This is a genomic window from Pseudomonas sp. 15C (assembly GCF_055484735.1).
In genome coordinates this window covers 36,854-60,921 of the sequence record NZ_JBUDGD010000020.1, presented here as the reverse complement: position 1 = coordinate 60,921, position 24,068 = coordinate 36,854, and the positions used below count along the sequence as shown (strand labels likewise).

Annotated in this window: 15 protein-coding genes; 8 read left to right on the top strand and 7 right to left on the bottom strand. The window is 61.1% G+C overall.

Features of this window, described 5'->3' with window-relative positions:
• Window positions 1-21: 21 nt before the first annotated feature.
• The 8 genes from prmA (at window position 22) to ACYYKW_RS13055 (ending at window position 10,397) form a co-directional block, all read left to right on the top strand.
• Window positions 22-900, top strand: coding sequence for a 50S ribosomal protein L11 methyltransferase (gene prmA, locus ACYYKW_RS13090; protein ID WP_093105152.1), 879 nt, complete (start codon window positions 22-24; stop codon window positions 898-900).
• A 30-nt stretch (window positions 901-930) separates the two neighbouring features.
• Window positions 931-2,175: a DUF3426 domain-containing protein gene (locus ACYYKW_RS13085; RefSeq protein WP_464990309.1), complete on the top strand. Its 1,245-nt coding sequence runs from the start codon at window positions 931-933 to the stop codon at window positions 2,173-2,175.
• 184 nt (window positions 2,176-2,359) lie between these two features.
• Window positions 2,360-3,370, top strand: coding sequence for a tRNA dihydrouridine synthase DusB (dusB, locus tag ACYYKW_RS13080; protein WP_336355796.1), 1,011 nt, complete (start codon window positions 2,360-2,362; stop codon window positions 3,368-3,370).
• Window positions 3,367-3,687: a DNA-binding transcriptional regulator Fis gene (fis, locus tag ACYYKW_RS13075; RefSeq protein ID WP_002555375.1), complete on the top strand. Its 321-nt coding sequence runs from the start codon at window positions 3,367-3,369 to the stop codon at window positions 3,685-3,687. The genes dusB and fis overlap by 4 nt, the downstream gene beginning before the upstream one ends.
• Window positions 3,688-3,770: 83 nt before the next feature.
• Window positions 3,771-5,378, top strand: coding sequence for a bifunctional phosphoribosylaminoimidazolecarboxamide formyltransferase/IMP cyclohydrolase (gene purH / locus ACYYKW_RS13070; RefSeq protein ID WP_464990308.1), 1,608 nt, complete (start codon window positions 3,771-3,773; stop codon window positions 5,376-5,378).
• Between the two features lie 188 nt (window positions 5,379-5,566).
• Window positions 5,567-6,862, top strand: coding sequence for a phosphoribosylamine--glycine ligase (gene purD, locus ACYYKW_RS13065; RefSeq protein WP_093105171.1), 1,296 nt, complete (start codon window positions 5,567-5,569; stop codon window positions 6,860-6,862).
• A gap of 97 nt (window positions 6,863-6,959) precedes the next feature.
• Window positions 6,960-9,737 carry a hybrid sensor histidine kinase/response regulator gene (locus tag ACYYKW_RS13060; RefSeq protein ID WP_093105176.1) on the top strand — a complete coding sequence of 926 codons (2,778 nt, stop codon included), beginning with the start codon at window positions 6,960-6,962 and terminating at the stop codon, window positions 9,735-9,737.
• Window positions 9,738-9,800: 63 nt separating this feature from the next.
• Complete coding sequence (locus ACYYKW_RS13055) at window positions 9,801-10,397, top strand: MarC family protein (protein ID WP_025111770.1); 597 nt, start codon at window positions 9,801-9,803, stop codon at window positions 10,395-10,397.
• A gap of 82 nt (window positions 10,398-10,479) precedes the next feature.
• Here the strand turns inward: ACYYKW_RS13055 and ACYYKW_RS13050 are convergent, their stop codons facing one another.
• The 7 genes from ACYYKW_RS13050 to ACYYKW_RS13020 form a co-directional block, all read right to left on the bottom strand.
• Window positions 10,480-17,646, bottom strand: a complete 7,167-nt coding sequence (locus ACYYKW_RS13050) for a TcdA/TcdB pore-forming domain-containing protein (protein WP_464990307.1) — start codon at window positions 17,644-17,646, stop codon at window positions 10,480-10,482.
• 292 nt (window positions 17,647-17,938) lie between these two features.
• Window positions 17,939-19,639, bottom strand: a complete 1,701-nt coding sequence (gene cobJ / locus ACYYKW_RS13045; protein ID WP_464990306.1) for a precorrin-3B C(17)-methyltransferase — start codon at window positions 19,637-19,639, stop codon at window positions 17,939-17,941.
• Entirely contained in the window at window positions 19,639-20,373 is a 735-nt protein-coding gene (locus ACYYKW_RS13040) for a precorrin-2 C(20)-methyltransferase (RefSeq protein WP_464990305.1), read from the bottom strand. The genes cobJ and ACYYKW_RS13040 overlap by 1 nt, the downstream gene beginning before the upstream one ends.
• Window positions 20,370-20,996 (bottom strand): precorrin-8X methylmutase, encoded by a 627-nt coding sequence (locus ACYYKW_RS13035; RefSeq protein WP_090281023.1) that lies wholly within the window; start codon window positions 20,994-20,996, stop codon window positions 20,370-20,372. The genes ACYYKW_RS13040 and ACYYKW_RS13035 overlap by 4 nt, the downstream gene beginning before the upstream one ends.
• Complete coding sequence (gene cobG, locus ACYYKW_RS13030; protein ID WP_464990304.1) at window positions 20,989-22,371, bottom strand: precorrin-3B synthase; 1,383 nt, start codon at window positions 22,369-22,371, stop codon at window positions 20,989-20,991. The genes ACYYKW_RS13035 and cobG overlap by 8 nt, the downstream gene beginning before the upstream one ends.
• Window positions 22,372-22,441: 70 nt before the next feature.
• Window positions 22,442-23,098: a hypothetical protein gene (locus ACYYKW_RS13025; RefSeq protein ID WP_464990303.1), complete on the bottom strand. Its 657-nt coding sequence runs from the start codon at window positions 23,096-23,098 to the stop codon at window positions 22,442-22,444.
• Between the two features lie 50 nt (window positions 23,099-23,148).
• Window positions 23,149-23,967: a hypothetical protein gene (locus tag ACYYKW_RS13020; protein WP_093105199.1), complete on the bottom strand. Its 819-nt coding sequence runs from the start codon at window positions 23,965-23,967 to the stop codon at window positions 23,149-23,151.
• Window positions 23,968-24,068: the final 101 nt, after the last annotated feature.

The window sequence follows — 24,068 nt, the reverse complement described above, 5'->3', positions numbered from 1 at the left end:
CAGATTTCAAAGGTAACCGCCATGCCCTGGCTGCAAGTCCGTCTCGCCATCACTCCGGAACAAGCCGAAACCTACGAGGACGCGTTCCTTGAGGTGGGCGCTGTGTCGGTGACGTTCATGGACGCTGAAGATCAGCCGATCTTCGAGCCGGAACTCAACACCACCCCGCTGTGGTCGCACACGCATTTGCTGGCGCTGTTCGAGGGTGGCACTGAACCGGAACCGGTTCTGGCTCATCTGGAGTTGCTGACCGGCAGCCCGCTGCCCGAGCACCACAGTGAAGTGATCGAAGATCAGGATTGGGAGCGCAGTTGGATGGACGGCTTCCAGCCGATGCGCTTCGGTCAGCGCCTGTGGATCGTGCCGAGCTGGCACGCAGCACCGGAACCTGACGCGGTCAACCTGCTGCTGGACCCGGGCCTGGCCTTCGGCACCGGCACGCACCCGACCACCGCACTGTGTCTGGAATGGCTAGACGGCCAGGATCTGAAAGACTGCGACGTGCTCGACTTCGGCTGCGGTTCAGGGATTCTGGCGATCGCGGCGCTGCTGCTGGGCGCGAAACAAGCGGTCGGCACCGACATCGACGTGCAGGCGCTGGAAGCTTCGCGCGACAATGCCGGGCGCAACCACATCGCCGACGAACTGTTCCCGTTGTACCTGCCGCAAGACCTGCCGCAGGTCAAAGCCGATGTGCTGGTCGCCAATATCCTCGCCGGCCCGCTGGTTTCGCTGGCGCCGCAACTGTCTGGCCTGGTCAAGCCCGGCGGGCGTCTGGCGCTGTCGGGCATCCTCGCCGAACAAGGTGACGAAGTCGCCGCCGCTTATGCACAGGACTTCGATCTCGACCCGATTGCCAATCGCGACGGCTGGGTGCGCATCACTGGCCGTCGGCGCTAATATGAGCGCCTGCATAAACCGGATCGCCGCATGACCGACAGCTTCGTCACTCAGTGCCCGCATTGCCAAACCAGTTTCCGCGTCAGCCATGCTCAATTGAGCGTGGCCCGCGGGGTGGTTCGCTGCGGCTCCTGCCTGCAAGTGTTCAACGCCGCCAAACAGTTGCTTGAACAACACGCCGGCAAGGATGCACTGACGCCCATCGCGCCGGCGCAGGCTGAAGCACCATCACCTGTTGTCGGTGAAACGCCAGCGCCACGCGCGATCAGCCAAAAGCAGTGGAACGCTTCGGAACTGGATCTCGACAGCCTCGACCTGGATCAGGAACTGGCCCGTCTCGAGCAACGCGAAATTCAGCCGGTCACCGAACCGGGGCGCGCTCGCGAGGACTCTCTGAGTGCACGCCGCGACAGCCCCGAACCGGATGACGCGGTATGGCCGGGCAGCCTGTTCAGCGAACCGGCCGATGAGCGCACATCGAAGCCGGATGGCGAGCCGGACATCGAAGCCATCGAAACCCTCGAACCCGAACGCACCGAACCCTCGCTGTCGCTGGAACCGGTGGATCTGGATGACGAGCCGCGCATTCCGCAGTTGCGCCTGCACGACCCGATCGACCCGAATGCCCGCCGTGAACGGCTGTCGGCCAGCGACGACAGCGATGATGACGATTTGCCGTCGATCGCGCCGCTGCGCAAAAAGCGCGAACGCGCAGAACCCGGCGTACGTGCCGAAGTCCTGCAAGACCTGACCGACGACCCGCTGCAACTCGACTGGCAAAAACGCCGCTCGCCCTGGGGCCGACGCCTGCTCTGGCTGCTGCTGGTGCTGATCGCGGCGGGTTGTCTGGCGGCGCAGTACATCGCCTATCATTTCGACGAACTGGCCCGGCAGGACCAATACCGCCCATGGTTCCAGCAAATCTGCCCGCAGATCGGCTGCACAGTCCCGTCCAAGGTCGACATCGCCAGAATCAAGAGCAGCAATCTGGTGGTGCGCAGCCATCCGGAATTCAATGGTGCACTGGTGGTCGATGCGATCATCTACAACCGGGCGACGTTTTCCCAGCCGTTCCCGCTGCTGGAACTGCGCTTTGCCGATCTCAATGGTCATCTGATCGCCAGTCGTCGCTTCAAACCCGGCGAATACCTCAAGGGCGATCTTGAAGGCCTGCCAGAGATGCCGCCGCAGACGCCGATCCACATTGCACTGGACATTCTCGATCCGGGCCCGAAAGCGGTGAATTACAGCCTGAGTTTCCACTCACCCGAGTGAAGCCCGCGAGGTTTGTGGATTGACGGCGGTTTTCTGACTTCGCCGTGCACGACCAAACCAGCGGCGATAACAAAATTACTGTTCAGATTTTGTTCAATTCAGCCTTTAACCAGTCATCGAGAGCGGGTATCATGCCCACCCTTTTTCGAACTCTCATGATCCGGCCCCACCTCAGGGAAGTCCTATGTCGGCGGTACGCATCGGCCCATACACATTGCAGAACGGCTTGATTCTTGCCCCGATGGCGGGCGTCACCGATCAGCCCTTTCGTCAGCTGTGCAAGCGTCTGGGCGCAGGGCTTGTAGTCTCGGAAATGGTTACCAGCGACATGAGCCTGTGGAATACCCGCAAGTCGCGCATGCGCATGATCCACGAAGGTGATCCCGAGCCACGCTCGGTGCAGATCGCCGGTGGTGATGCGCAGATGCTGGCGGAGGCGGCCCGGGCCAACGTCGAGCTGGGCGCTCAGATTATCGACATCAACATGGGTTGCCCGGCGAAGAAGGTGTGCAACAAGGCCGCCGGCTCCGCGTTGCTGAAGGACGAAGCACTGGTGACCGAGATCCTGCAGGCCGTGGTGGCTGCGGTGGATGTACCGGTCACCCTGAAGATCCGCACCGGCTGGGATCGCGAGAACAAGAACGGCCTGACCGTGGCGAAAATCGCCGAACAGGCCGGGATCACTGCGCTGGCCGTGCATGGCCGCACGCGCGCCGATCTGTACACCGGGGAAGCCGAGTACGACACGATTGCCGCGATCAAGCAGGCGGTGTCGATTCCGGTCTTCGCCAATGGCGATATCGATTCGCCAGAGAAGGCCCGTTACGTGCTTGATGCGACCGGTGCCGATGGCCTGTTGGTAGGTCGTGCCGCTCAAGGGCGGCCATGGATTTTTCGCGAGATCGAGCACTTCCTGCGTACCGGCGAGAAATTGCCGGCACCGAAGCTGATCGAGGTGGAACGCATTCTGCTGGAGCATCTGGCCGCCCTTCACGCTTTCTATGGGGACGTGATGGGCGTGCGCATTGCGCGCAAGCATGTGGGCTGGTATCTCGCAACCTTGCCGGGCGCCAGGGAGTTTCGCGCCCGTTTCAATCGTTTGGATGGTACGGAAACACAATGCGCCAACGTTCGGGAGTTCTTCGCCGAGCGTTACAAGAGCCTGACAGGGGACGAAGAAGGGGTGGCCGCATGACGATGATGACCGAGACTTTAGTGAGTGGAACAACACCCGTGAGCGACAACGTGAATTTGAAACAGCACCTCAACACGCCGAGCGAAGAAGGCCAGACCCTTCGCGGGAGTGTCGAGAAGGCGCTGCACAATTATTTCGCCCACCTTGAGGGCGCGTCCGTCACGGATGTGTACAACCTGGTGCTCTCCGAAGTCGAGGCTCCCCTGCTCGAAAGCGTGATGAACTACGTCAAGGGCAACCAGACCAAGGCCAGTGAGCTGCTGGGACTTAACCGCGGCACGCTGCGCAAGAAACTCAAGCAGTACGATCTGCTGTAAGCATTCAATCAAACCAGAAAGGCGCCCGCGTAAAAAACGGTCGCCTTTTTTGCTGACTTCCTTTGCTTTTGATGGAAATTGAGATGACCGACCAGACTACCCGCCTGCCGATCCGCCGCGCCTTGATCAGCGTTTCCGACAAGACCGGGATCCTCGAATTCGCCAAAGAGCTGGAAGCTCTCGGCGTCGAGATCCTCTCCACCGGCGGAACGTTCAAGCTGCTGCGTGACAACGGCGTTGCCGCAGTGGAAGTCGCGGATTACACCGGTTTCGCCGAGATGATGGACGGTCGGGTGAAAACCCTGCACCCGAAAATCCACGGCGGCATTCTCGGTCGTCGCGGTATTGACGACGCGATCATGAGCGAACACGGCATCCAGCCGATCGATCTGGTCGCGGTCAACCTGTACCCGTTCGAAGCCACCATCAACAAGCCAGGCTGCGACCTGCCGACCGCCATCGAGAACATCGACATCGGCGGCCCGACCATGGTCCGTTCGGCGGCGAAAAACCACAAAGACGTGGCGATCGTGGTGAATGCCAGCGATTACACCAGCGTGCTGGAAAGCCTGAAGGCCGGCGGCCTGACCTACGCGCAGCGTTTCGACCTGATGCTCAAGGCTTTCGAACACACCGCCGCCTACGACGGCATGATCGCCAACTACATGGGCACGGTGAATCAGGCGGCTGAAACCCTCAGCACTGAAGGCCGCAGCGAATTCCCGCGCACCTTCAACAGCCAGTTCATCAAGGCCCAGGAAATGCGCTACGGCGAGAACCCGCACCAGAGCGCGGCGTTTTACGTTGAAGCCAGGCCTGCCGAAGTCGGCATCGCCACCGCGACCCAACTGCAGGGCAAAGAGCTGTCGTACAACAACGTGGCCGACACCGACGCCGCGCTGGAATGCGTGAAGAGCTTCGTCAAGCCAGCCTGCGTGATCGTCAAGCACGCCAACCCGTGCGGCGTGGCGGTCAGCCCGGATGCCGAAGGCGGCATCCGTCAGGCCTACGAACTGGCTTACGCGACTGACACCGAGTCTGCATTCGGCGGCATCATCGCGTTCAACCGTGAACTGGATGCCGAGACCGCCAAAGCCATCGTCGAGCGTCAGTTCGTTGAAGTGATCATCGCTCCGAGCGTGAGCGCAGAAGCCCGCGCCATCGTCGCTGCCAAAGCCAACGTGCGCCTGCTGGCCTGCGGCGAGTGGTCGGCAGACCGCGCCGCCGCGTGGGACTACAAGCGCGTCAACGGTGGCCTGCTGGTGCAGAGCCGCGATATCGGCATGATCAGCGCCGATGACCTGAAGGTTGTGACCAAGCGCGCCCCGACCGAGCAGGAAATTCACGACCTGATCTTCGCCTGGAAAGTCGCCAAGTACGTCAAGTCCAACGCCATCGTCTACGCGAAGAACCGTCAGACCATCGGTGTCGGCGCCGGCCAGATGAGCCGCGTAAATTCGGCACGTATCGCCGCGATCAAGGCTGAGCACGCCGGTTTGCAGGTCGCCGGTTCGGTGATGGCCTCGGACGCGTTCTTCCCGTTCCGCGACGGCCTGGACAACGCGGCCAAGGTCGGCATCACTGCGGTGATCCAGCCGGGTGGTTCGATGCGTGATGCCGAAGTGATTGCCGCTGCTGACGAAGCGGGCATTGCGATGGTATTCACCGGCATGCGCCACTTCCGTCACTAACTAGCCAACGGCCGCACTGAAGCCGGCATCTGCTGCGTTGGAGCCGACCTCGATGATGCTCATTGCCAAAAGGCAACTCCGCTCATCGAGGTCGACTCCGCCTTGCATCTACCGACTTCATTGCGACCTCCTACAGCGTGAAGCGCTTTAGTCTTTAAAACAGAATTAGCGTCATCCGAGGTTTTGAAATGAATGTTTTGATCATTGGCAGCGGTGGCCGTGAACACGCTCTGGCCTGGAAAGTGGCTCAGGATCCGCGCGTGCAGAAGGTTTTCGTCGCGCCGGGCAATGCCGGTACGGCAATCGAAGCCAAGTGCGAGAACGTCGCCATCGACGTGCTGGCGCTTGAGCAACTGGCCGATTTTGCCGAGAAAAACGTTTCCCTGACCATCGTCGGCCCGGAAGTGCCGCTGGTCGCCGGTGTTGTCGATCTGTTCCGCTCCCGCGGCCTGGATTGCTTCGGCCCGACCGCCGGTGCTGCGCAGCTCGAAGGCTCGAAAGCCTTCACCAAGGATTTCCTCGCGCGCCACAAGATCCCGACCGCCGACTACCAGAACTTCACCGAGATCGAGCCAGCGCTGGCTTATCTGCGTGAAAAAGGCGCGCCGATCGTGATCAAGGCCGATGGCCTGGCGGCCGGTAAAGGCGTCATCGTCGCCATGACCCTGGCCGAAGCCGAAGACGCCGTGCGCGACATGCTCGCCGGCAACGCGTTCGGCGACGCCGGTTCGCGGGTGGTCATCGAGGAATTCCTCGACGGCGAAGAAGCCTCGTTCATCGTCATGGTCGACGGCAAGAATGTCCTGCCGATGGCCACCAGCCAGGACCACAAACGCGTCGGCGACGGCGACAGCGGCCCGAACACCGGCGGCATGGGTGCTTACTCCCCTGCCCCGGTGGTCACCGCCGACGTGCACCAGCGCGTGATGGACCAGGTGATCTGGCCGACCGTGCGCGGCATGGCCGACGAAGGCAACGTTTACACGGGTTTCCTCTATGCCGGTCTGATGATCGACAAGGCCGGTCATCCGAAAGTCATCGAGTTCAACTGCCGCTTCGGCGATCCGGAAACCCAACCGGTGATGCTGCGTCTGCAATCGAGCCTCGTGTTGCTGGTCGAAGCCGCACTGGCGCAAGCGCTGGACAAGGTTGAAGCGCAGTGGGATCCGCGTCCTAGCGTCGGTATCGTGCTGGCCGCCGGTGGCTACCCGGGTGACTACGCCAAGGGTGCGCCGATCAACGGTCTGGAAGCAGCGGCAAGCCTGGAAGGTAAAGTATTCCACGCCGGTACCGCACTGAAAGACGGCGCCGTCGTCACCGCCGGTGGTCGTGTGCTGTGCGCAACGGCCATGGGTGCAACCGTGGGTGAAGCGCAGCAGCAGGCGTACAAGCTGGCTGCGGCCATCGACTGGGAAGGCTGCTTCTATCGCAAGGACATCGGCTACCGTGCCATTGCCCGTGAACGTGGCGAAACCCAGCAATAAGCTGAGTCATGCCCGGCGTGGAATGTCCTTCCTCGCCGGGCTGTTCTGCCGCCGCGCGTCGTTATATTCTGGCATCAACCTACGAAGGGATTTCGCCGTGCGCTGGCTCAGGATTGCCATAAGCTTCACCGTCACGCTGCTGACCTTGCTCTGCATGCTTCCGGCCCTCGCCGGTCAAGGCAGTGGCTGGTCGGTATTGCTTGACGATCAAGGCAACCTGCAACTGAGCGATATCCGCTCTGCCCGCTACACCAATCAATTCAGCCCCATCGAACTCGACCGCCTCACTGCGGCCGCGCCCGATGGCGCCTTGTGGCTGCGTTTCAGGCTGGCGCCGGGAAAGCATGAACAGGTGCTGCGCATTTTTGCCCCGGACCTTTCGCAGCTCAATCTGTATGTGCTCGATGGCGACAGGCTGATCGAGCAACGCAACACCGGCACCGACCAGCCTCAGGCCGAACGACCGCTGCCGAGCAGCGACTTCATGCTGCCGCTGCCGCAGAGCGAAAAATCGCTCGACGTCTACCTGCGCATGGTTTCCGATCATCAATTGCGCCCTCACGTGACGCTGCAATCGGCGGTGACGAGTGCAGCCGACCACCATCAGACGCTACTGTTCGGCATGCTTTTCGGCTGTCTGGCCATGCTGCTGTTGCACAATCTGGTGCGCTACGCCTATTCGCGTTCGCGCAGCAGCCTCTGGCTGGCGGTCTGCGAGGGTTTGCTGGGGCTGAGCCTGTTGCTGCTGCTCAATCTGGCAGGTCCGTGGCTGCCGAACTGGCATGCGGTGCAGACCCCTGGCGCGTATCTGGCGCTGCTGCTGACCGCGCCGGCCGGTTTGATGTTCGCTTACCGCTACTTCGCTCCGCTCGGGCCGCACCCGCTGAACAAACTGCTGCTTGGCGACATCCTGCTCATCGTCACGTGCAGCCTGCTTCTGTTGTTCGTCAACACCCTGCCTTTGAACATCATCACGTATGCGCTGGTGGCGCTGGCCGGTCTGAGCATGTTGTTCGTCGGCTTCTACCACTGGCAGAAAGGCTACCGCCCGGCGCGGCTGTTTGTTGCGGCGATGGTGGTGTTCAACATCGGCACGCTGATCATTCTGCCGGCGCTGCTGGGGCTGACACTGGTATCGCCGCAAGGCCTGATCATGATTCTGATGGTGTTCATCTGCATCAGCGGCTTGCTGATGAGCGTCGCCCTGGGCGAGCGTCAGCGCAGCATCACCGAGAGCCGTTTCAGCGTCAGTCGCGATCTGGCCGCGAGCAACGCCGAGATCAACGCCAAAGCCGAGTTCCTCGCCAAGATCAGCCACGAAATCCGTACGCCGATGAACGGCGTACTGGGCATGACCGAACTGTTGCTGGGCACGCCGCTGTCGGTCAAGCAGCGCGACTATGTGCAGACCATCCACAGCGCCGGCAATGAACTGCTGACGCTGATCAACGAGATTCTCGACATCTCCAAACTCGAGTCCGGACAGATCGAACTGGACGACGTGCAATTCGACCTCAACGCCTTGATCGATGACTGCCTGAGCATCTACCGCGCCAAGGCCGAACAGCAGAACGTCGAGCTGATCAGCTTCATTCAGCCGCAAGTGCCGCGGGTCATCAGCGGTGACCCGACCCGTCTGCGCCAGACACTGCTGAGCCTGCTGGAAAACGCCCTGAAGAAAACCGATGAAGGCGAAGTGCTGATCGTCGTCGCCCTCGACGAGCGCAGCAACAAGCCACGTTTGCGCATTGCCGTGCAGGACAGCGGCCAGCCGATGGAGCAGGAGGAACGCGACGCGCTGATGCACGCCGAACTGCACAGCAAGCACTTCCTGTCGGCCAACCGCCTGGGCGGCAATCTGGGGCTGGTGATCGCGCGGCAACTGATCCGCCTGATGAATGGCGAATTCGGCATCAAGAGCGGCGCCACGCAGGGCAGTACCCTGTGGCTGACACTGCCGCTGGATCCCGATCGCCTCGAACACCCGACTTCGGACCTCGACAGCCCACTGCAAGGCGCGCGGGTGCTGGTGGTCGATGACAACGACACCTGCCGCAAAGTGCTGGTCCAGCAGTGCAGTGCCTGGGGCTTGAATGTCAGCGCCGTGCCGTCGGGCAAGGAAGCGCTGGCCCTGCTGCGAACCAAGGCGCACCTGCGTGACTATTTCGATGTGGTGCTGCTCGATCAGAACATGCCGGGCATGACCGGCATGCAGCTCGCGGCCAAGATCAAGGAAGATCCAAGCCTCAATCACGACATCCTGCTGATCATGCTCACCGGCATCAGCAATGCGCCGAGCAAGATCATTGCACGCAACTCGGGGATCAAACGCATCCTCGCCAAACCGGTGGCAGGCTACACCCTGAAAACCACCCTGGCCGACGAGCTGAACCAGCGCAACAAAGGCCAGACTGTGTTTCAGCCGCAAGTGCTCACGGCGGCCACGGCGGCGAAAGTACCCAGCGATTTCCGCATCCTCGTGGCCGAGGACAACACGATTTCGACCAAAGTGATTCGCGGCATGCTCGGCAAGCTCAACCTGCAACCGGACACCGCCGCCAACGGCGAAGAAGCACTGCAAGCGATGAAGGCCCAGCGTTACGACCTGGTGCTGATGGACTGCGAGATGCCGATCCTCGACGGCTTCTCGGCGACTCAGCAATTGCGCGCCTGGGAAGTCAGTAACCAGCGTGTTCGCACGCCGATCGTGGCGCTGACCGCGCATATTCTCGCTGAACACAAGGAACGCGCGCGTCAGGCCGGCATGGATGGGCACATGTCCAAACCCGTCGAGCTGTCGCAGTTGCGCGAGTTGATCGAGCATTGGGTGGCCCAGCGCGACCAACAGAACCGCACCTCGACGCAACCTTCGTAAGCCGACAGGCTTTGCGGTGCCTGATAGACTCCTTACGATTCCCCCGCCAGTGAGCCTGCACCCATGCTCCATGTGTTGTTCAGCGTTTACCTGAAGATGCTGGTGCTTTACAGCCCATTCTTCGTGTTGTCCTGCTTTATCAGCCTGACCCGCGGTTATTCGCGCAAGGAACAACGGCGCCTGGCCTGGAAGGTCGCGGTGGCGACGCTGGTTTCGAGCGTCTTGCTGTACCTGTTCGGGCGGGTGATCTTCGATGTGTTCGGCATCACGGTTGATGCGTTCCGCATCGGTGCCGGCAGCGTGTTGTTCATTTCCGCGCTGGGCATGGCGCAGGGCAAGCCGGCAGTACAGGCCGATAACGTACAGCAGGACGTCACCATCGTGCCGCTGACCATTCCGCTGACGGTCGGCCCCGGCACCATCGGTGCGTTACTGGTCATGGGCGTCAGCCAACCGCATTGGGACGACAAGCTCACCGCGATCATGAGTATTGCGCTGGCCAGTTTCACGGTGGGCGTGGTGCTTTATCTATCGAACCGCATCGAGCGAATTCTCGGTGATCAGGGTTTGCAGATCGTCAGCCGCTTGATGGGCCTGTTTGTTTGCGCGCTGGCAGCGCAGATCATTTTTACCGGCGTCAAAGGCTATCTGGTGCCTTGAGCGCTGGCAGCTGTACGCACAGGACAAGAAAAACGCCGCGAACGGCAACGTTCGCGGCGTTTTTGTGTGCAGGCTCAACCCGTCAAGGCAACTGTTCAATCACAGCCGCCAGCGTAGCGGTGGCGTCGCTGTCCTGTGCGGCCTTGAACGCCAGCAACCATTGCTCCAGCGCGACCAGATACAGGCGACCCGAGACACTGAGCGCCAACTCGCAGGCGCTCTGCTCCTGGGCGTGGCGCACGATCAGACTGCGACCATTGTCCGGATCGGCAAGCAGCAGCTCGTCATCGACCCGCGACATTAACCAATGCCCACATTCCCCCACGTCGAGCGCGAGCAAGCCTGGCTCCGACGCTTCGCTGGAGGACGGACGCCGCACATCGACGACAATGCAATCCAGACGCTGCCAGCTATCGGCCGAAATCCGGTAGCCCTCCGTGTGCGAACCAAAGCTCAGGATCAACGTGTCCACGCCGTCAACCAGCAGCGGCTGGACTTCGGTGAGGTCATCGCTCACTTGCAGCGTCATGACCTGCGCATCACGCTGGGCATGGCTGCCCGGCAACCACACGCTGTCGGTCGTTCCGGCACTGAAAACCAGCTCGTCGATCGAGTCGAGCAACAGCGGATTATCGGTATCGCGCGTACCGAGGAACGTCGCCCACCGGCCATCCTCCCGGGCGGACACATCGAACAGCCGATTCAGCGTTGGCACGTAATATTGGTAACGATTGCCGGTATTTTCTACGGGCAGGAAAGCGGCATGGGCTTGCCCGTGCAGCAGTTGCTTCAAACGCTCGCACAATTGTGCGGGCGTTTCGCCGAGGCGCCAGGACCAGCGATTTTCCGTGCCGACAATCCGCGCCGGTTGTTGATCCTGCAGTTGCAGCGTCACGCCTTCGCGGGTGCGTCCGAGCAGGCCATCGCCCTGCGGCAGGACTTCGCCGAATGTCCACGATGACCAGACCGGTTCGGCCTGTGGCAAGGCCTGGCGATGCTGCACGACGCTGCTGTTGCCGAACGCCGCGCGAGCTTCCTCGAATGACACCAGCGTCTGCCGCCAGATTGCTCCGGCATCGGAATCCAGCAGCCAGACGGCTTGCCGGTCCGGCGTCAGGCCCAGTAACGTCAGCTCACGGATGCCAGGCGTTTGCGCCAGTACCAGCTTTTCGTCCACGCACCACGCCGCCAGAAAGGGCTGGCCCGCCTGGGCGCGCAAGCCGATGATCGCAAATGCTGCGCTGTTGTATTGCCTGGCCAGCGCCGGCAGTGCGGCCAGCCAGTCGGGATGTTGTTGCAGCCAGCGCTGGCTGAGGCCGACGAACTGCAGCACATCCCTGTCTATCTCGGACAACCAGTTATCCTCACGGGCACCGAGGTCGATCTCGAACAGTCGTCCATCGCTCAACGTGGCGAGATAGCTGTCACCGACACGTCTGATGTCAACCACATCCCGCGCCAGCGCTTGCTGCATGAAAACATTGTCACGCGGTTCGATGCCATGGCTGAGCATCTGGCTCTGCTTGCTGTAGAACAGCCGTGCCGTGGCCGGATCAGCGGATCGCGGCATGAGCAACACTCTGTCCGCGTCACTGAGCGGGTCGGCGCGGAAGTAGCGGCCGTTTTCCGCGCCAATCCAGGCTCGCTCGAGCAGTTGATCGAAGGAATAAGCCTGCGCATGAATATACGGTGCGTAGCGCCATGTGCTGATGGCCGGAGCCATGCCGGGGGTTTCGTCGGCATAGGGGCGAGGCTGTTTCTGGCGATGACGGAAAAACACGATCCGACTGCCTTCTTCAGTTTTAAGGGGCGAATTTTCCAACCCGCGCGACCTTAGCGTGATGTCGGTCAGTGTCACGTCCTTGTCAGCCAGATGAAATTCCAGCGTGGTTTGCACATTGAGGTTTTTCCGCTCGACCAACTGCTGCGAGACGCGCAGAGTGCCGTCTGCGAGTTGCGCGAAAGCGCTGATTTTCGTGCCGGGTTCCAGACTCAGCAAACGATAGCGCTGCACGACCAGCCCGCTGAGCACATTGACGCGCCAGACGGTGGCGTGATCGGGATGATAAAACCACGCTTCATCTGCCGTGGCGGCGCCCAGCAGCAAGCCATCGTTGACCGCGCCAGGCAGGTTGCGCGCGTATAACAGGCGTCTGCGCGGGCCATCGTAAAAAGCCGTGGTCCTCAGCGGCTGGCTGGCCGGGGTGAACGGCACGTTGAATCGCTCAAGCCTCAGATAGCCGGCGGCCAGACGATCCTCGTCACCGAGTTTGCTTAGTCGCGCAAGGACATCGCGGGAATGGTGGGTATCGCCAAGGGTAACGGACACCAGGCGCAATGCATTGTGCTGCCAGTCCAGCTCGTACAGTTCACCTCCGGCCAGTTCGATCAGCCCCTCGAAAGCCGACAGCACGATGCCGTCAATCGTCAATTGACGCCCCGCCAGATATAACCGTGGGCCGTCGTCATCCGCAATCACTGCATCAGCAAAGCGGACCTGCTCGAGATTGACCCAGGGCGCATGCACCAGCCATTTGCCAAAGCCGTTAAATTTCACCTCGCTCAGACCGCGAGTCAGGCGCAACTGACAGTGACCGGGCATGGAGGTGATTTCATAGGAAATTTTGTGCAGCCACTCCACCGGCAACGTCGGCACCGCCAACTGACGAACATGCTCGTTGAGCTGCACACGAATCGTGGTCGGTTTATAGACCGGATGCAGCTTGTAGAGAATGTGTTTGAGCGACGGCGTGCTGTGCAGATAGAAACGCCGGTTGCCTCGCTCATCGTATTCGAGCTTGTCTGCCACACTGTTGCGCAACTGCGGGTAGCGGGTGTGGATACGCTCATCAAGCTGTATTCTCAGGGTATCGCCCAATACCATGAGCGGATTGAAATACGACAACCAGTTCGGGTCGGGATGTTCACTGGCGCTACGCGGTTCAACCTGCTCTCCCGGCAAGGCCTCGTAGACATAGCCGGCGCCCCCCAGTTGATATTCGTAACCGTAATAGCAAAGCGGCGTGCAGGGCAGCACCACGGTATGCAGCGCAACATCGTCGCGGATATCCAGCGGTGCGCTCTCGGCCAGACCGAAGGCCTGGCGAATGTTCAGCGATCGGTGGATCTGCTTCGGATCATCGCTGTACTGCGGCAGCTCCAGCGGGCCGCCGCCCCATGGATAGAACCGCTGGCTGTCGAAACGAACCTGCCGGTCTTGCAGATCAAGCTGGGTAATGACGGCTTCGGGCGGGAACTGCAGCGTCCCGTCGGCAAAGGTAAAAGCGCCTGGCTGGTAAGCGTTGTGGATGGCACGCAAATGATTGCCGACCGCCGTAGCCTTGTCGGCGATTTGCCCCAGATTGCTGGCAATCGCGGTGGCACCGATGCCGATACCGAGCAACGGCACCGACAGAATGGCTGCCGCCGCGCCGGCCGTTCCACCGACGGCCAGCGCGGCAATGTCCAGCCCCAGTGACGCCACATTGAACGCCAGCGACGTGGAAAAACGTGAGCGCTGCTCGTGGTTCTGCGCCAGCGAAAGGTTGTAGATGTCGAAGCCGATGTTGACCAGCGAGAACGCAAAGCCGACACCAGTGGCTGCCGGCCCGAGCACACGGCCGACCAGTGACGACTGACGCAACAGCAGCGCTTGCTCACTGGCTGCCACCTGCCGCACCAGGTTGATCACCTGAGCGGTATCGCTGACCACGCCGAAACCCAGTTGGGCATAACTGACGTAGACCTGCACTTGCAGGGCAATTGACAGGGTTGGCAACTGATCGCCAGCCTGGTAATCGCGCTGGCGCATTTCGGTGACCAGGGTCTGGATCGCAAAGGCAAAGCTCAAGCGACTGCCGCCGTCAGACTCAGCGGGGGCCGCGGGTTTGGCCGCTTTGACCAACCGCTGCAGATGCTCTTTGAGCGTGTTGAATCGCGGGTCGGTTGTACTGACCGTTCTCGCCTGACGGGGGTTTTGCGCATCGACCAGGGTCAGCGAAAAAGCGCCGTCCGCCTGCGGCTTGAGGGTGTCGAGCAACGGCAGATATTCGCGCCCGAGCGAGTGTTCACTGCGCAATTGCTGCGTGGCCTCGCCGAATGCCTGCGCCCAGTACCGTGCATCCACTTGCGCCAGGCTTGTGCCCATGCGCGCGTTTTCGCTGAGCGAGCGCTGGCGCGCCAGTGCTTGTCTGGCCCAGACCGAGGCACGGCGCGAATCGCTCGAAGGCGAGTGCAGAAAGCTGTCCAAAGGCAACCCCGCCGACAGCTTGCGCGTGACGATGGCATCCGTGTTCAGCTCGACCACATTGAATTGTGCACCGGCCATGTCACCCAGACCGTAGAGCCTGGCCAGTGCGCTATCGCCTGCGCTGAGATAACGCTCCACGCCGAGCTTCGCCTGGGCACCTTCGGCGAACGCATAGATGGCAAAGTTGGGGTCATAGAAGCGGTAGACGAACCGGTCGCCCACTTGCACCTTTGCCAACAGCAACGCGTGATCGCCGGTGTCGAGCAACAGGACTGCAGGTGTACTTTTTGCTTCCAGCGCTTGCATCAGCGTATCCAGACTCTGCAAGCCGCGAGCCTCCCCGATGGCACTCGTCGGCAACGTCCGCAATTCGTTCAACGCGCTGAGCAAAGCCCGTGAGCTGGTGTGTTCAGGACTGATGCTGGCCGTCGCGACATGCCCGACCAGCGTGCGCTCGGCCGACTCGCCGGCAGCCACGGCGGCGCCAACCAACAATGCCAGCGGATAGCAGCGGCGCCCTGGGTCGCTCGCTCCCTGCATGAGTAAGTCCTGCGACAATTGCCGGGCCGAGGTCGCGCCGGCGCTGATGAAAGTTTCCCGCACCTGCGCACTGCGCTGAATGATCCGGGTGCGGTATTCACGCTGCGCGGTGCGCTTGATCTGCCCGATACGCTCTCTCCATTGCCGCACCGTCAGCGCTTCGAAGAGCGCCTGGACCTTGAGTTCACGCGCAGTCAGCACTTCATGCGCCTCACCCCGCGTCAGTGCCGTCGCGAATTCCGGCCGCTGGTGAAGGGCTTTTTCGATGGCGTCAAAACGCGCGAAAGTGCCGTCGCCATCGGTTGCCACGGCAAGCTCACGCACGGTCTGCCAGACGCCCGCAAAACCCGCATCGTCCAGACTGTCCGCTCCGAAAATCCCACCGAGCATGACCCGCACCAGCGGACTGAGTTGTTGCAGCGGCAGCGCGTCATGGGCAATCCGACTGAACAGTTCGTTGAGATTGCTGGACGTTTCGGCGCCGTGGGAAACCGGCAGCTCGCCCTGCGGTTGCGCCGCAATCAACTGCCGCGTGTCGAAGCCGATGGCAAAAGCATCGGTGAAGGTGATCTCACCGCTGAGTTTTTCGCGCATGGCCCGGACAAAGGGCTCGCCGAGGTCATCCATCCATTGCTGCAGGACCGACGTCAGCAATACCGGTTTACCGCCCACCACCGGCCAGCCCTGCTTGAACGTCAGCGTCTGTTGCGGTTTGAGCAGATCCGCCAGTTGGCCGGTATAACGCGACTTGAGTTTGCCGCTGCGCCATTTTTCCTGCTCTTTGGCCAGCCACTGCGCCTCATCGTCATTGACGGTCCAGCCGGAGATCATTTCCTCCTCGGTAAAAACGTTATAGCCCTCAACCAGTTTCAGATGATTGCGGATGCGGTCGATCTGCTCAGGCAGCAAATGTTCTTCGATGTATTTGGTCAGCCCGGCGGCCGCTGCCCCCGGTCCGGTAAGGGTGATCGTGCTTCGAGCACCGACCCGAATGCCGTCCTGATAATAGGAATGGATGGCTTCGATGAGCCTGCCTGCGGCGAAATGGATCGTTGAAGACGGGAATTTCTTTTGCGCGAGCACTTCATTCACGACGTTCTGAATAACCGCGATCAAACGCCCCGCGTCGTTCATATCGATACCGGCGGCGATCGCACGACGCTCCACTTGCAGCAGGCAGTCATAATTCAGACGGATCATCTGCATGTAGGCCATGGTCATGCCACTGCCTGCGTGGGCGAGCATATGCGCGTTCATTTCCCCCGCAACGGATACCCCATGAGCCGTTCCCAGACGCATCGCATCCCGTGGTACCGAATGCTCCTGCGGGGCGACGAAGATCTCCCCTGGAGGATGCTTGTTGCGAGCAAACGTCTGCAACGCCTCCCGGTCTGCAGCAGCAATAGTCTCTACTCTGTCGACATAGCGATGCCGGTCACGACCCGGCATCAAGGTTTCATCGTTATTGAGCAACACTTGTAGTACGCCAATACGTTGTTCTTCGCTGTAACCGCTGATATCCACGCCACCCAATTTGTCGGCCAGCGGTGGCAAGTAATCCATGTCACTGTAACGACCACCCTCCAGATATTCAGCCTGCAAGCGCACAACATCACTGGCCGCTGCGAAGTTGCCGCGCATCGCCACTTCACGCTGATAGACATCCTCTAGAAAATGTCCGGAAAACTCACGATGGACATCGCGCAACTGCAAGTCGCTGCCGGCCATTTGCTGATGGCTGTGCAAACATTCCTGCCGAAAGTTCTCCAGTGTTGCCCGGTCTTTACCGTAGGCGCGCACCATCAATTCAATACGGGCCTGATCGGCTTTGCCTTGCCATTGCGGTTGTTGCAGAAACGTGAACATCTCGTGCTTCAATACTCGCGCCCGGTCTTCGATCATCTTCGCCAACTCGCCGGGCTTGCTCACGGTGTCACCACCCGACTCCATCGCATCGACGCGGGCGCTGTCGGAGATGACCCGATTCATTTCGAAAGCCAGCAAGGCATCGCTGTCGTACCAGAGATTGAACTGGTAGCCCTCTGTGGCCAGGACCTGGCGCCAGACATTCATGTAATCACGCTGGATAGCGCCGACCTGGCTGCCGCCGACCCAGACAAAGTGCATTGTTTTTGGCACTGGCGCGGGTACGTCACTGAATATGCTCACCGTTGCCGCCAGGCGCGCCGCGTAATCGCGCAACCCATTCTCGATTCGATCAATGGCCACCGGCATGGGCGCCGTCTTGCGCTTGGCCAGGCGCTCGAAGTTGTCGAGGAAAAGCGTTACGACTTGCAGTTTTTCAGTGAAATCCGAGGCCCTGCCGGCACTCTCGTAAAGCGCTGCCAACTCGGCATATTCGCCAGTAGCGGAAAACTCCTTCAAGGCGCGTTGCAGCGCTGAATAATCTTCGGCAGAAATAAGATCCGCTTCGCCGACATACTGTTCCATGACACCCATAAGCCTTCATCCCTGATTCATTAAAGTGAACCTGGACGAAGTTATGCCGCTGTTGCAGTGACTTCAAAAAACACAAAACTCAAATAATTACCGGAGAAACATCGAATAACAGTCATGTTGCTCACGCGCACTATCCGGCAACAGATAAGTTGCCCGCCAGTCATTGGTCAGACAGCCAAAGCGGCGTTCTTGACGCAAGCATCGTCCGGTTTCAAAGGGAAAGATTCAGACAGGAATTTTGACCGGATGTCACGCCGAGACAAGTTGCTTACAACTTGCCTCGGCGTGCAATTCAGGCAAGCGGCTTTTCGCCGTACCAACGCGGTGTGTAAACCCATTCACCACCGCTGGCACGGGGAAACGTGCAGGTGGTGGAGGAACCGATCAGCACCATCGTGCGCATGTCGACCTGATCGGCCGTCAGCGCGCCGAGGGTAGTGGTGCGCAAGGTCTGGCCCGGGCGGCCGATATCGCGCCCCAGCACGACCGGTGTTTCCGGAGTGCGGTGCTGCGCAACGATCTCCAGCGCCCTGCCCAACTGCCAGGGGCGCGCACGGGAAATCGGGTTATAGAACGCCAGCGCCAGATCTGCCTGTGCAGCGAGGTCCAGACGTTTTTCGATGATCGACCACGGCTTGAGGTTGTCCGACAGCGACATCACGCAGAAGTCATGGCCCAGTGGCGCACCGGCTTGCGCGGCAGTAGCCAGCGAAGCGGAGACGCCGGGCAGAATTTCCAGATCGACGCTGTGCCACGCCGGGTCGCTCGATTCGTGCAACGCTTCGAGCACGGCCGCGGCCATGGCGAACACACCGGGATCACCCGAGGACACGACGATCACCGAACGCCCTTCGGCAGCGAGGCGGAAGGCGTGACGGGCGCGCTGCATCTCTTCGCGGTTGTCGGTGCAATGCTGCACCTGATCGTCGCGGAAGGGGCCAGCCATGCGCACGTAGGTTTCGTAGCCGAGCACGTCGGTGGCGCGGGCCAGTTCGGCCTTCACCGCCGGCACCATCAATTCGGCAGCACCGGGACCGAGGCCGATCACCGCGAGACGACCGCGAGGGCGGCCGATGTGCTGGATGTCCAGCGGCTCGGCGGCCACTGCAATGGCCAGATTCTGCACAAGATGAAGCTGCGCTTGCGGTACGGCAGCCAGCGCGATTGCCTGCACATCAGTTGCAGTCGCGACAAAGCGCAACGGCACGCCAAACTCCAGCGCCGCTTCGCGCAAGGTTGCCGATGCCATCTCACTGTCAGCCGCCAACAGGCACGCCAGCGATTGCAAGGCGACGCTCGCCTGTTGCAATGCGCTGCGCACGGCATGCGCCAGGTCGGCTGTCTCTGCACGCACCGCCACTGCGACGCTGCGCGGGTAAATCAGTAATTCATCGGCGCTCGCTGGACGCTCGGCACTGCCGACATGAATCGTGCGTTGCGCCTGTGGGTCCTGCGGCAACTGCGCCTGATCCAGCCACGGCGCCACGCCTTCGACGCGCACGCTGTGGCCGGCGAGCAGGTCGGAGACAAAGCGCTTGCCCGATTCCAGATCGCCCAGTGCATAACCGCTCGGTGGATTGAGCAGGCAGGTACCAAAGCGCAACTCGCCACTGGTAGTGATCGCTGCTGCCACCTGCAATCCGGCAGCGATGTCGCGTGCCATGACGTTGACCCCGCCGAGGCCGCCCAGCAACGGCACTACCGCGCTGCCATCCTCGGCGACTGCGAGTACGGGCGGCTCGGCGCCCTTTTCCAGCAACAGCGGTGCCAGCGTACGAATGACAATCCCGGCCGCACACAGGGCAATAATCGGCGTGGCCTGCTGATACAGCGCGCGCAGGGTCGCGCCGAATTCCTGATAGACGAAGTCAGCACCTTCGACGCGCCCGGCGAGACCGTGAATCTGCGACGCCGGGTACACCTGCTGAATGCGCCGTGCGGTGGCCAGACTGCCTTGGCCGAGAATGACGATGGCGGGGGTGATCTGCGTCATCAGCCTTGCCACCGTTCACCGGGCACGATGATCAGGGAGAAGTATGGCGAGGACATCGGCTCGACCTGATCCATCGGCACGATCTTCTGGTTCGCCATGGTCGCCCGCTCGACATACAGCGCGCGCTCGGCCAGACCCAGTTCTTCGAGCACCTGACGCACCTTGGGAAAGTTGCGCCCCAGCTTCATGACCACCGCCGCGTCGGCATCGGCCAGACGTCGCTTCAATTCTTCATGGGGCAACACGCCGGAGAGCACCGACAGGCTCTGATTGCGGTAAACCAGCGGCGCCCCGAGCACCGAAGCACCGCCGAGCATCGAGCACACACCCGGCACCACTTCGGCCTCGTAACGAGTGGCGAGGCGATCATGCAGATACATGTAGGAGCCGTAGAAGAACGGATCACCCTCGCAGATCACTGCCACATCGCGCCCGGCATCCATATGCTCGGCGACCGCCACGGCCGCTTCGTCGTAGAAATCGCTGATCACCTGCTCGTAGGACAGCGGCGCCGGCAGCGCTTCGGTAGTCACCGGGTACACCAGCGGCAGCAGGTTCTGCGCTTCGACCAGATGCGCTTCGATGATGCCGAACGCGTTGCCCTTTTTGCCCTTGGCGACGAAGTACGCCACCACCGGCGATTCGCGCAGCAGGCGCAGGGCTTTGACGGTAATCAGTTCCGGATCACCGGGGCCGACACCCAAGCCGATCAAACGTCCCTTGGCCTGCATCATTCCACCTCCGTGGCGAGCGCGTTGACCGCGGCGGCAGCCATGGCGCTGCCGCCGAGGCGGCCCTGCATGATCACGAACGGCACGCCACGACTGTCGGCAGCGAGTGCGGCTTTGGATTCGGCCGCGCCGACGAAGCCCACCGGAAAGCCGAGAATCAGCGCCGGTTTCGGTGCACCGGCGTCGAGCATTTCCAGCAGATAGAACAGCGCAGTCGGCGCATTGCCGATCACCACTACGCTGCCCTCAAGGTGCGGACGCCACAGCTCCAGCGCCGCGGCAGAACGGGTGTTGCCCATTTCGCGAGCCAGATCAGCCACGCTGTCGTCACGCAAGGTGCAGATCACGTCATTGTTGGCCGGCAGGCGCGCACGGGTCACGCCTTCGGAGACCATCCGCGCATCACACAGGATCGGCGCGCCGGCGGCCAGCGCATCGCGCCCGGCCTTGCCGGCACCCTCGGAAAATTGCAGACCGTCGACGGCTTCGACCATGCCGCAGGCGTGGATCACTCGCACCGCGAGTTTTTCCAGGTCGGCCGGGATGCGCGCCAGATTGGCCTCGCGGCGAATGATCGCGAAGGAGTTGCGATAAATCTCCTGACCGTCGCGGATGTAATCAAGCATCAAGGGGGCTCCGGGCGGCGAGCAAGGTCGCGGCCGCTTCAATAGTAAGGTTGCAGGCGTGCAGCGCGCCGAAACCCGGCAGCGCTGCATCGCGAAAATAGAGATCGTAATGACCGGGATTGACGGCCAGCAGCGTCGCCGGGGCACAGTGTGCCGCCGCGCAGGAACGCATGCAGCCGCTCAGATGTACATCGACCGCTGTGGGCAGTAGCGTCGCCAGTTGTCGGGCGTCGCCCTTGGTGTCGGCCAGGCCTTTGCCGCAACCGCTGGCACCGGTGCAGGCAATCATCCGCGCCAGCGGCTCAGAGGCCTCGGTCAACAGACCCAATGTCTGCAATCGACGCAGCACCTCGCCGGCATCTGCCGCCATGACATTCGGCAGCAGCAGAGTCTGCCACGGCGTCAAGCGCAGGCTGCCGTCGCCGAACTGGCGGGCCAGTTGCGCGGCACCGCGCAGCATCATCGGATTGAGCCGCCCCAGTGGCGGTACCGCACCGACATAAACCCGTCCGGCAATGCTTTGCGCATGCACGCCGATGTGCAGATCGTCCTGCGCAGGTTGGCGCTTCCAGCCACTGATGGCTTTGACCGGCACGCGGCTTCTCAACTGCTCAAGGAACGCCAGCACGGGAAGTTCTTCCAGCACATGGCGCATACGCGTTTGCTCGGGACGCGCCAGCTCGAGAAACAGTTCCAGCACCGCCACCACCAATGCGTGGCCGTTTTCCACCGCCACCGCACCCAGCGCGCGATCCGTCGGGCAGCCGGCCAGGCCGAAGGCCAGCCGGGTTTCGCCGCCGTGCTCAAACGCCGACAACCACAGGTCATGGGCATGCTCGAGCATCGCCAGCGCTTCGCCGCCGTCCAGTTGCACGGCGAATTTGGCGCTCAACTCATGGAAACGCGAATGGCTTTGCAGGGTGTCGAGGATGCGCTCGGCAAGGGCGCGGGTGTCGAAGCGCCTCTGCCGATCGATCCCGGCGGCGGGACTGAGCATCAGATTGCGCACGTCGTCGCCAACTGGCGTGCGTGGACCGAGACCGACGGCGAGCAGGCTGTCGATCAATGCCGCCGACTGCGCGCCGATTCCGCGGATCTGCAGATTGGCGCGATTGGTCGCCTCGATCACACCGCTGGCAAAGCGTTCGGCGGCGTCTGCCACGGCGTCGGCCTGATCGGCACTGATCGAACCGCCATTGAGTTTGATTCGGCAGATCCCGCCATCCAGCGCCTGGACGATACGCAGCAACCCCGGACAGGCCGAGGGGCGTACAGCGGTGGATGTCGGACGTTCGTTCAAGGGGCTGACCGGTTGCGTGGCATAGGCGCTTCGCAAGCGAAGGCGCAGTATTATGCCTGCTTTGTCCGCCGGCATGAAAAGTCTGCCCGTCGGAACGCAACAGGGACGGGCAGATGCACAGGCTGAAGGCTCGAGTGACAGCGGCTCAGGTCAAGCCAACGATTTGTTCAAGACACCTTTCTCCCAATAACGAAAGTATCGCCGCCCGCGAAAAATCATAGTCTTCCGACTCCAGCAACGCCTTGCTTGCGCTAATAGACATGTTTCCGAGTAAGGCTTCAGCCCAGAAACGGCGCTGAAAAACCGACGCCTCCCTGAGGTCGGCTGCCTGAAAGCAGATGACCACCGTGCTGATGCCACCTTGCGCAGAGACGAGCGTGAGCAAGAACCGGACCCACTTCTCCTCTTTCACGACATGCTTTTCGAGCACTTGGAGCGCAGCAGGTGTCTGCTCCAGTCGCAACCCCTGAAGCCAGCCATCGGCAATAACAGCCATATCCGGATTCAAACGGTGCATGGCCTGCTGCGCCAATGTCAGCAAGGTGAAACTGGCCGGCGCGGGCACTGGAAAATGTATCTCCGGTTCTCCCAGCAGCAGTGCCCCGGTCACGCTCATCGCTCTGTTTCTGGCCTGATTCCACGAAGCGATAGCTGAAATGTTTGCTACCTTGCGGTCGGCCACTGTTTGCGCGTAAAGCAGCGCATTCAGTACGTCAGTCTTCTGTGCATCTGGCAACTCGTTCGCCACCAGAACCAACGTTCCAGCGCAAACGAATGCATTACAACCAAGTCCGGTACTCATTTGGCCACTCCAGAAAAGCCAGAGGTTTTCACCTCTGGCCTTAAGCGTAATCAGGCCTTGGGGCCAAATTCGATGCTCAACGCTTTCTCGCGCAAGGCGGTCAGCGCCTTGACGATCAGGGGCTCGGCGATCAGATAGTCTTCTTCATCCATTTCCATGGTGGCCGCGCCGTTGTAAACCTCGACACTGCTCGGCGCCCACTCCACGAACAGCACTTTGGTCTGCTGAGCGCTGGCGAAATACTGTACTGCCGCAACCGCCATGGTGATCCCGCCCTCGGCATCCTGCACAGCGCTGGTCATGCAGAAGTTGCCGCCTTCGGCTTTCTTCGAGTTTTTTTCGAACAGTGCCAGCGCTTCCGGCTCATTCTTGAGCGCCTCCATGGTCGAGTCCGCCACGGTCGACAGCACTTTCAGGGCTGCCTGCCCCTGGCCGACAGCAGCACCCACCGCGCCGTGAATAATCGACAGCGCAATATTGTCCATCGTCACTTTTTGCGACTCGGCCTGATAACGGTTATAGGGCTGGCTGAACGCGAACCAGCCCGCCAGTTTCATAAGACGCATGAATTCATTGTAGCGCTGCTCTTTTTGCGAGGCCGCCGGATACTTGAACAACGCTGCGAGATCGGCATACATGTAAGTATTCTTGACGATCCGCTTACTGCGCTTGGACATGCTTGCATCAAAACCGGCAATACCGGTACCCATGATGGCGGCATTAAGTTCGTCCTTATCGATCGGCAGTGCAATACCCACACGAGCGGTTCGCGCACTCCGCACAGGCTGCGCGGCGATAAACGCATTGCATTCTTCAATCAAGGAAATACGCTCTGCGGCGCACATTACGTGTTCGACTTCCATATTCATTACTTATATCCCTTTTAAATTTCAACGCACCCCTATGGCGCAAAATAAAACTACCTGCCAAGCACAGAACAATCAAACCACACTTCATTCAACTTGTTTCC

Excerpts from the sequence above, each read along its gene's own strand:
- ACYYKW_RS13050 (WP_464990307.1), bottom strand. The coding sequence starts at position 17,646 with ATGGGTGTCATGGAACAGTATGTCGGCGAAGCGGATCTTATTTCTGCC.
- dusB (WP_336355796.1), top strand. The coding sequence starts at position 2,360 with ATGTCGGCGGTACGCATCGGCCCATACACATTGCAGAACGGCTTGATT.
- ACYYKW_RS13055 (WP_025111770.1), top strand. The coding sequence starts at position 9,801 with ATGCTCCATGTGTTGTTCAGCGTTTACCTGAAGATGCTGGTGCTTTAC.
- ACYYKW_RS13025 (WP_464990303.1), bottom strand. The coding sequence starts at position 23,098 with ATGAGTACCGGACTTGGTTGTAATGCATTCGTTTGCGCTGGAACGTTG.
- cobG (WP_464990304.1), bottom strand. The coding sequence starts at position 22,371 with ATGCCGGCGGACAAAGCAGGCATAATACTGCGCCTTCGCTTGCGAAGC.
- ACYYKW_RS13035 (WP_090281023.1), bottom strand. The coding sequence starts at position 20,996 with ATGCTTGATTACATCCGCGACGGTCAGGAGATTTATCGCAACTCCTTC.
- ACYYKW_RS13085 (WP_464990309.1), top strand. The coding sequence starts at position 931 with ATGACCGACAGCTTCGTCACTCAGTGCCCGCATTGCCAAACCAGTTTC.
- prmA (WP_093105152.1), top strand. The coding sequence starts at position 22 with ATGCCCTGGCTGCAAGTCCGTCTCGCCATCACTCCGGAACAAGCCGAA.
- purD (WP_093105171.1), top strand. The coding sequence starts at position 5,567 with ATGAATGTTTTGATCATTGGCAGCGGTGGCCGTGAACACGCTCTGGCC.
- cobJ (WP_464990306.1), bottom strand. The coding sequence starts at position 19,639 with ATGACGCAGATCACCCCCGCCATCGTCATTCTCGGCCAAGGCAGTCTG.
- ACYYKW_RS13040 (WP_464990305.1), bottom strand. The coding sequence starts at position 20,373 with ATGATGCAGGCCAAGGGACGTTTGATCGGCTTGGGTGTCGGCCCCGGT.
- purH (WP_464990308.1), top strand. The coding sequence starts at position 3,771 with ATGACCGACCAGACTACCCGCCTGCCGATCCGCCGCGCCTTGATCAGC.
- ACYYKW_RS13020 (WP_093105199.1), bottom strand. The coding sequence starts at position 23,967 with ATGAATATGGAAGTCGAACACGTAATGTGCGCCGCAGAGCGTATTTCC.
- fis (WP_002555375.1), top strand. The coding sequence starts at position 3,367 with ATGACGATGATGACCGAGACTTTAGTGAGTGGAACAACACCCGTGAGC.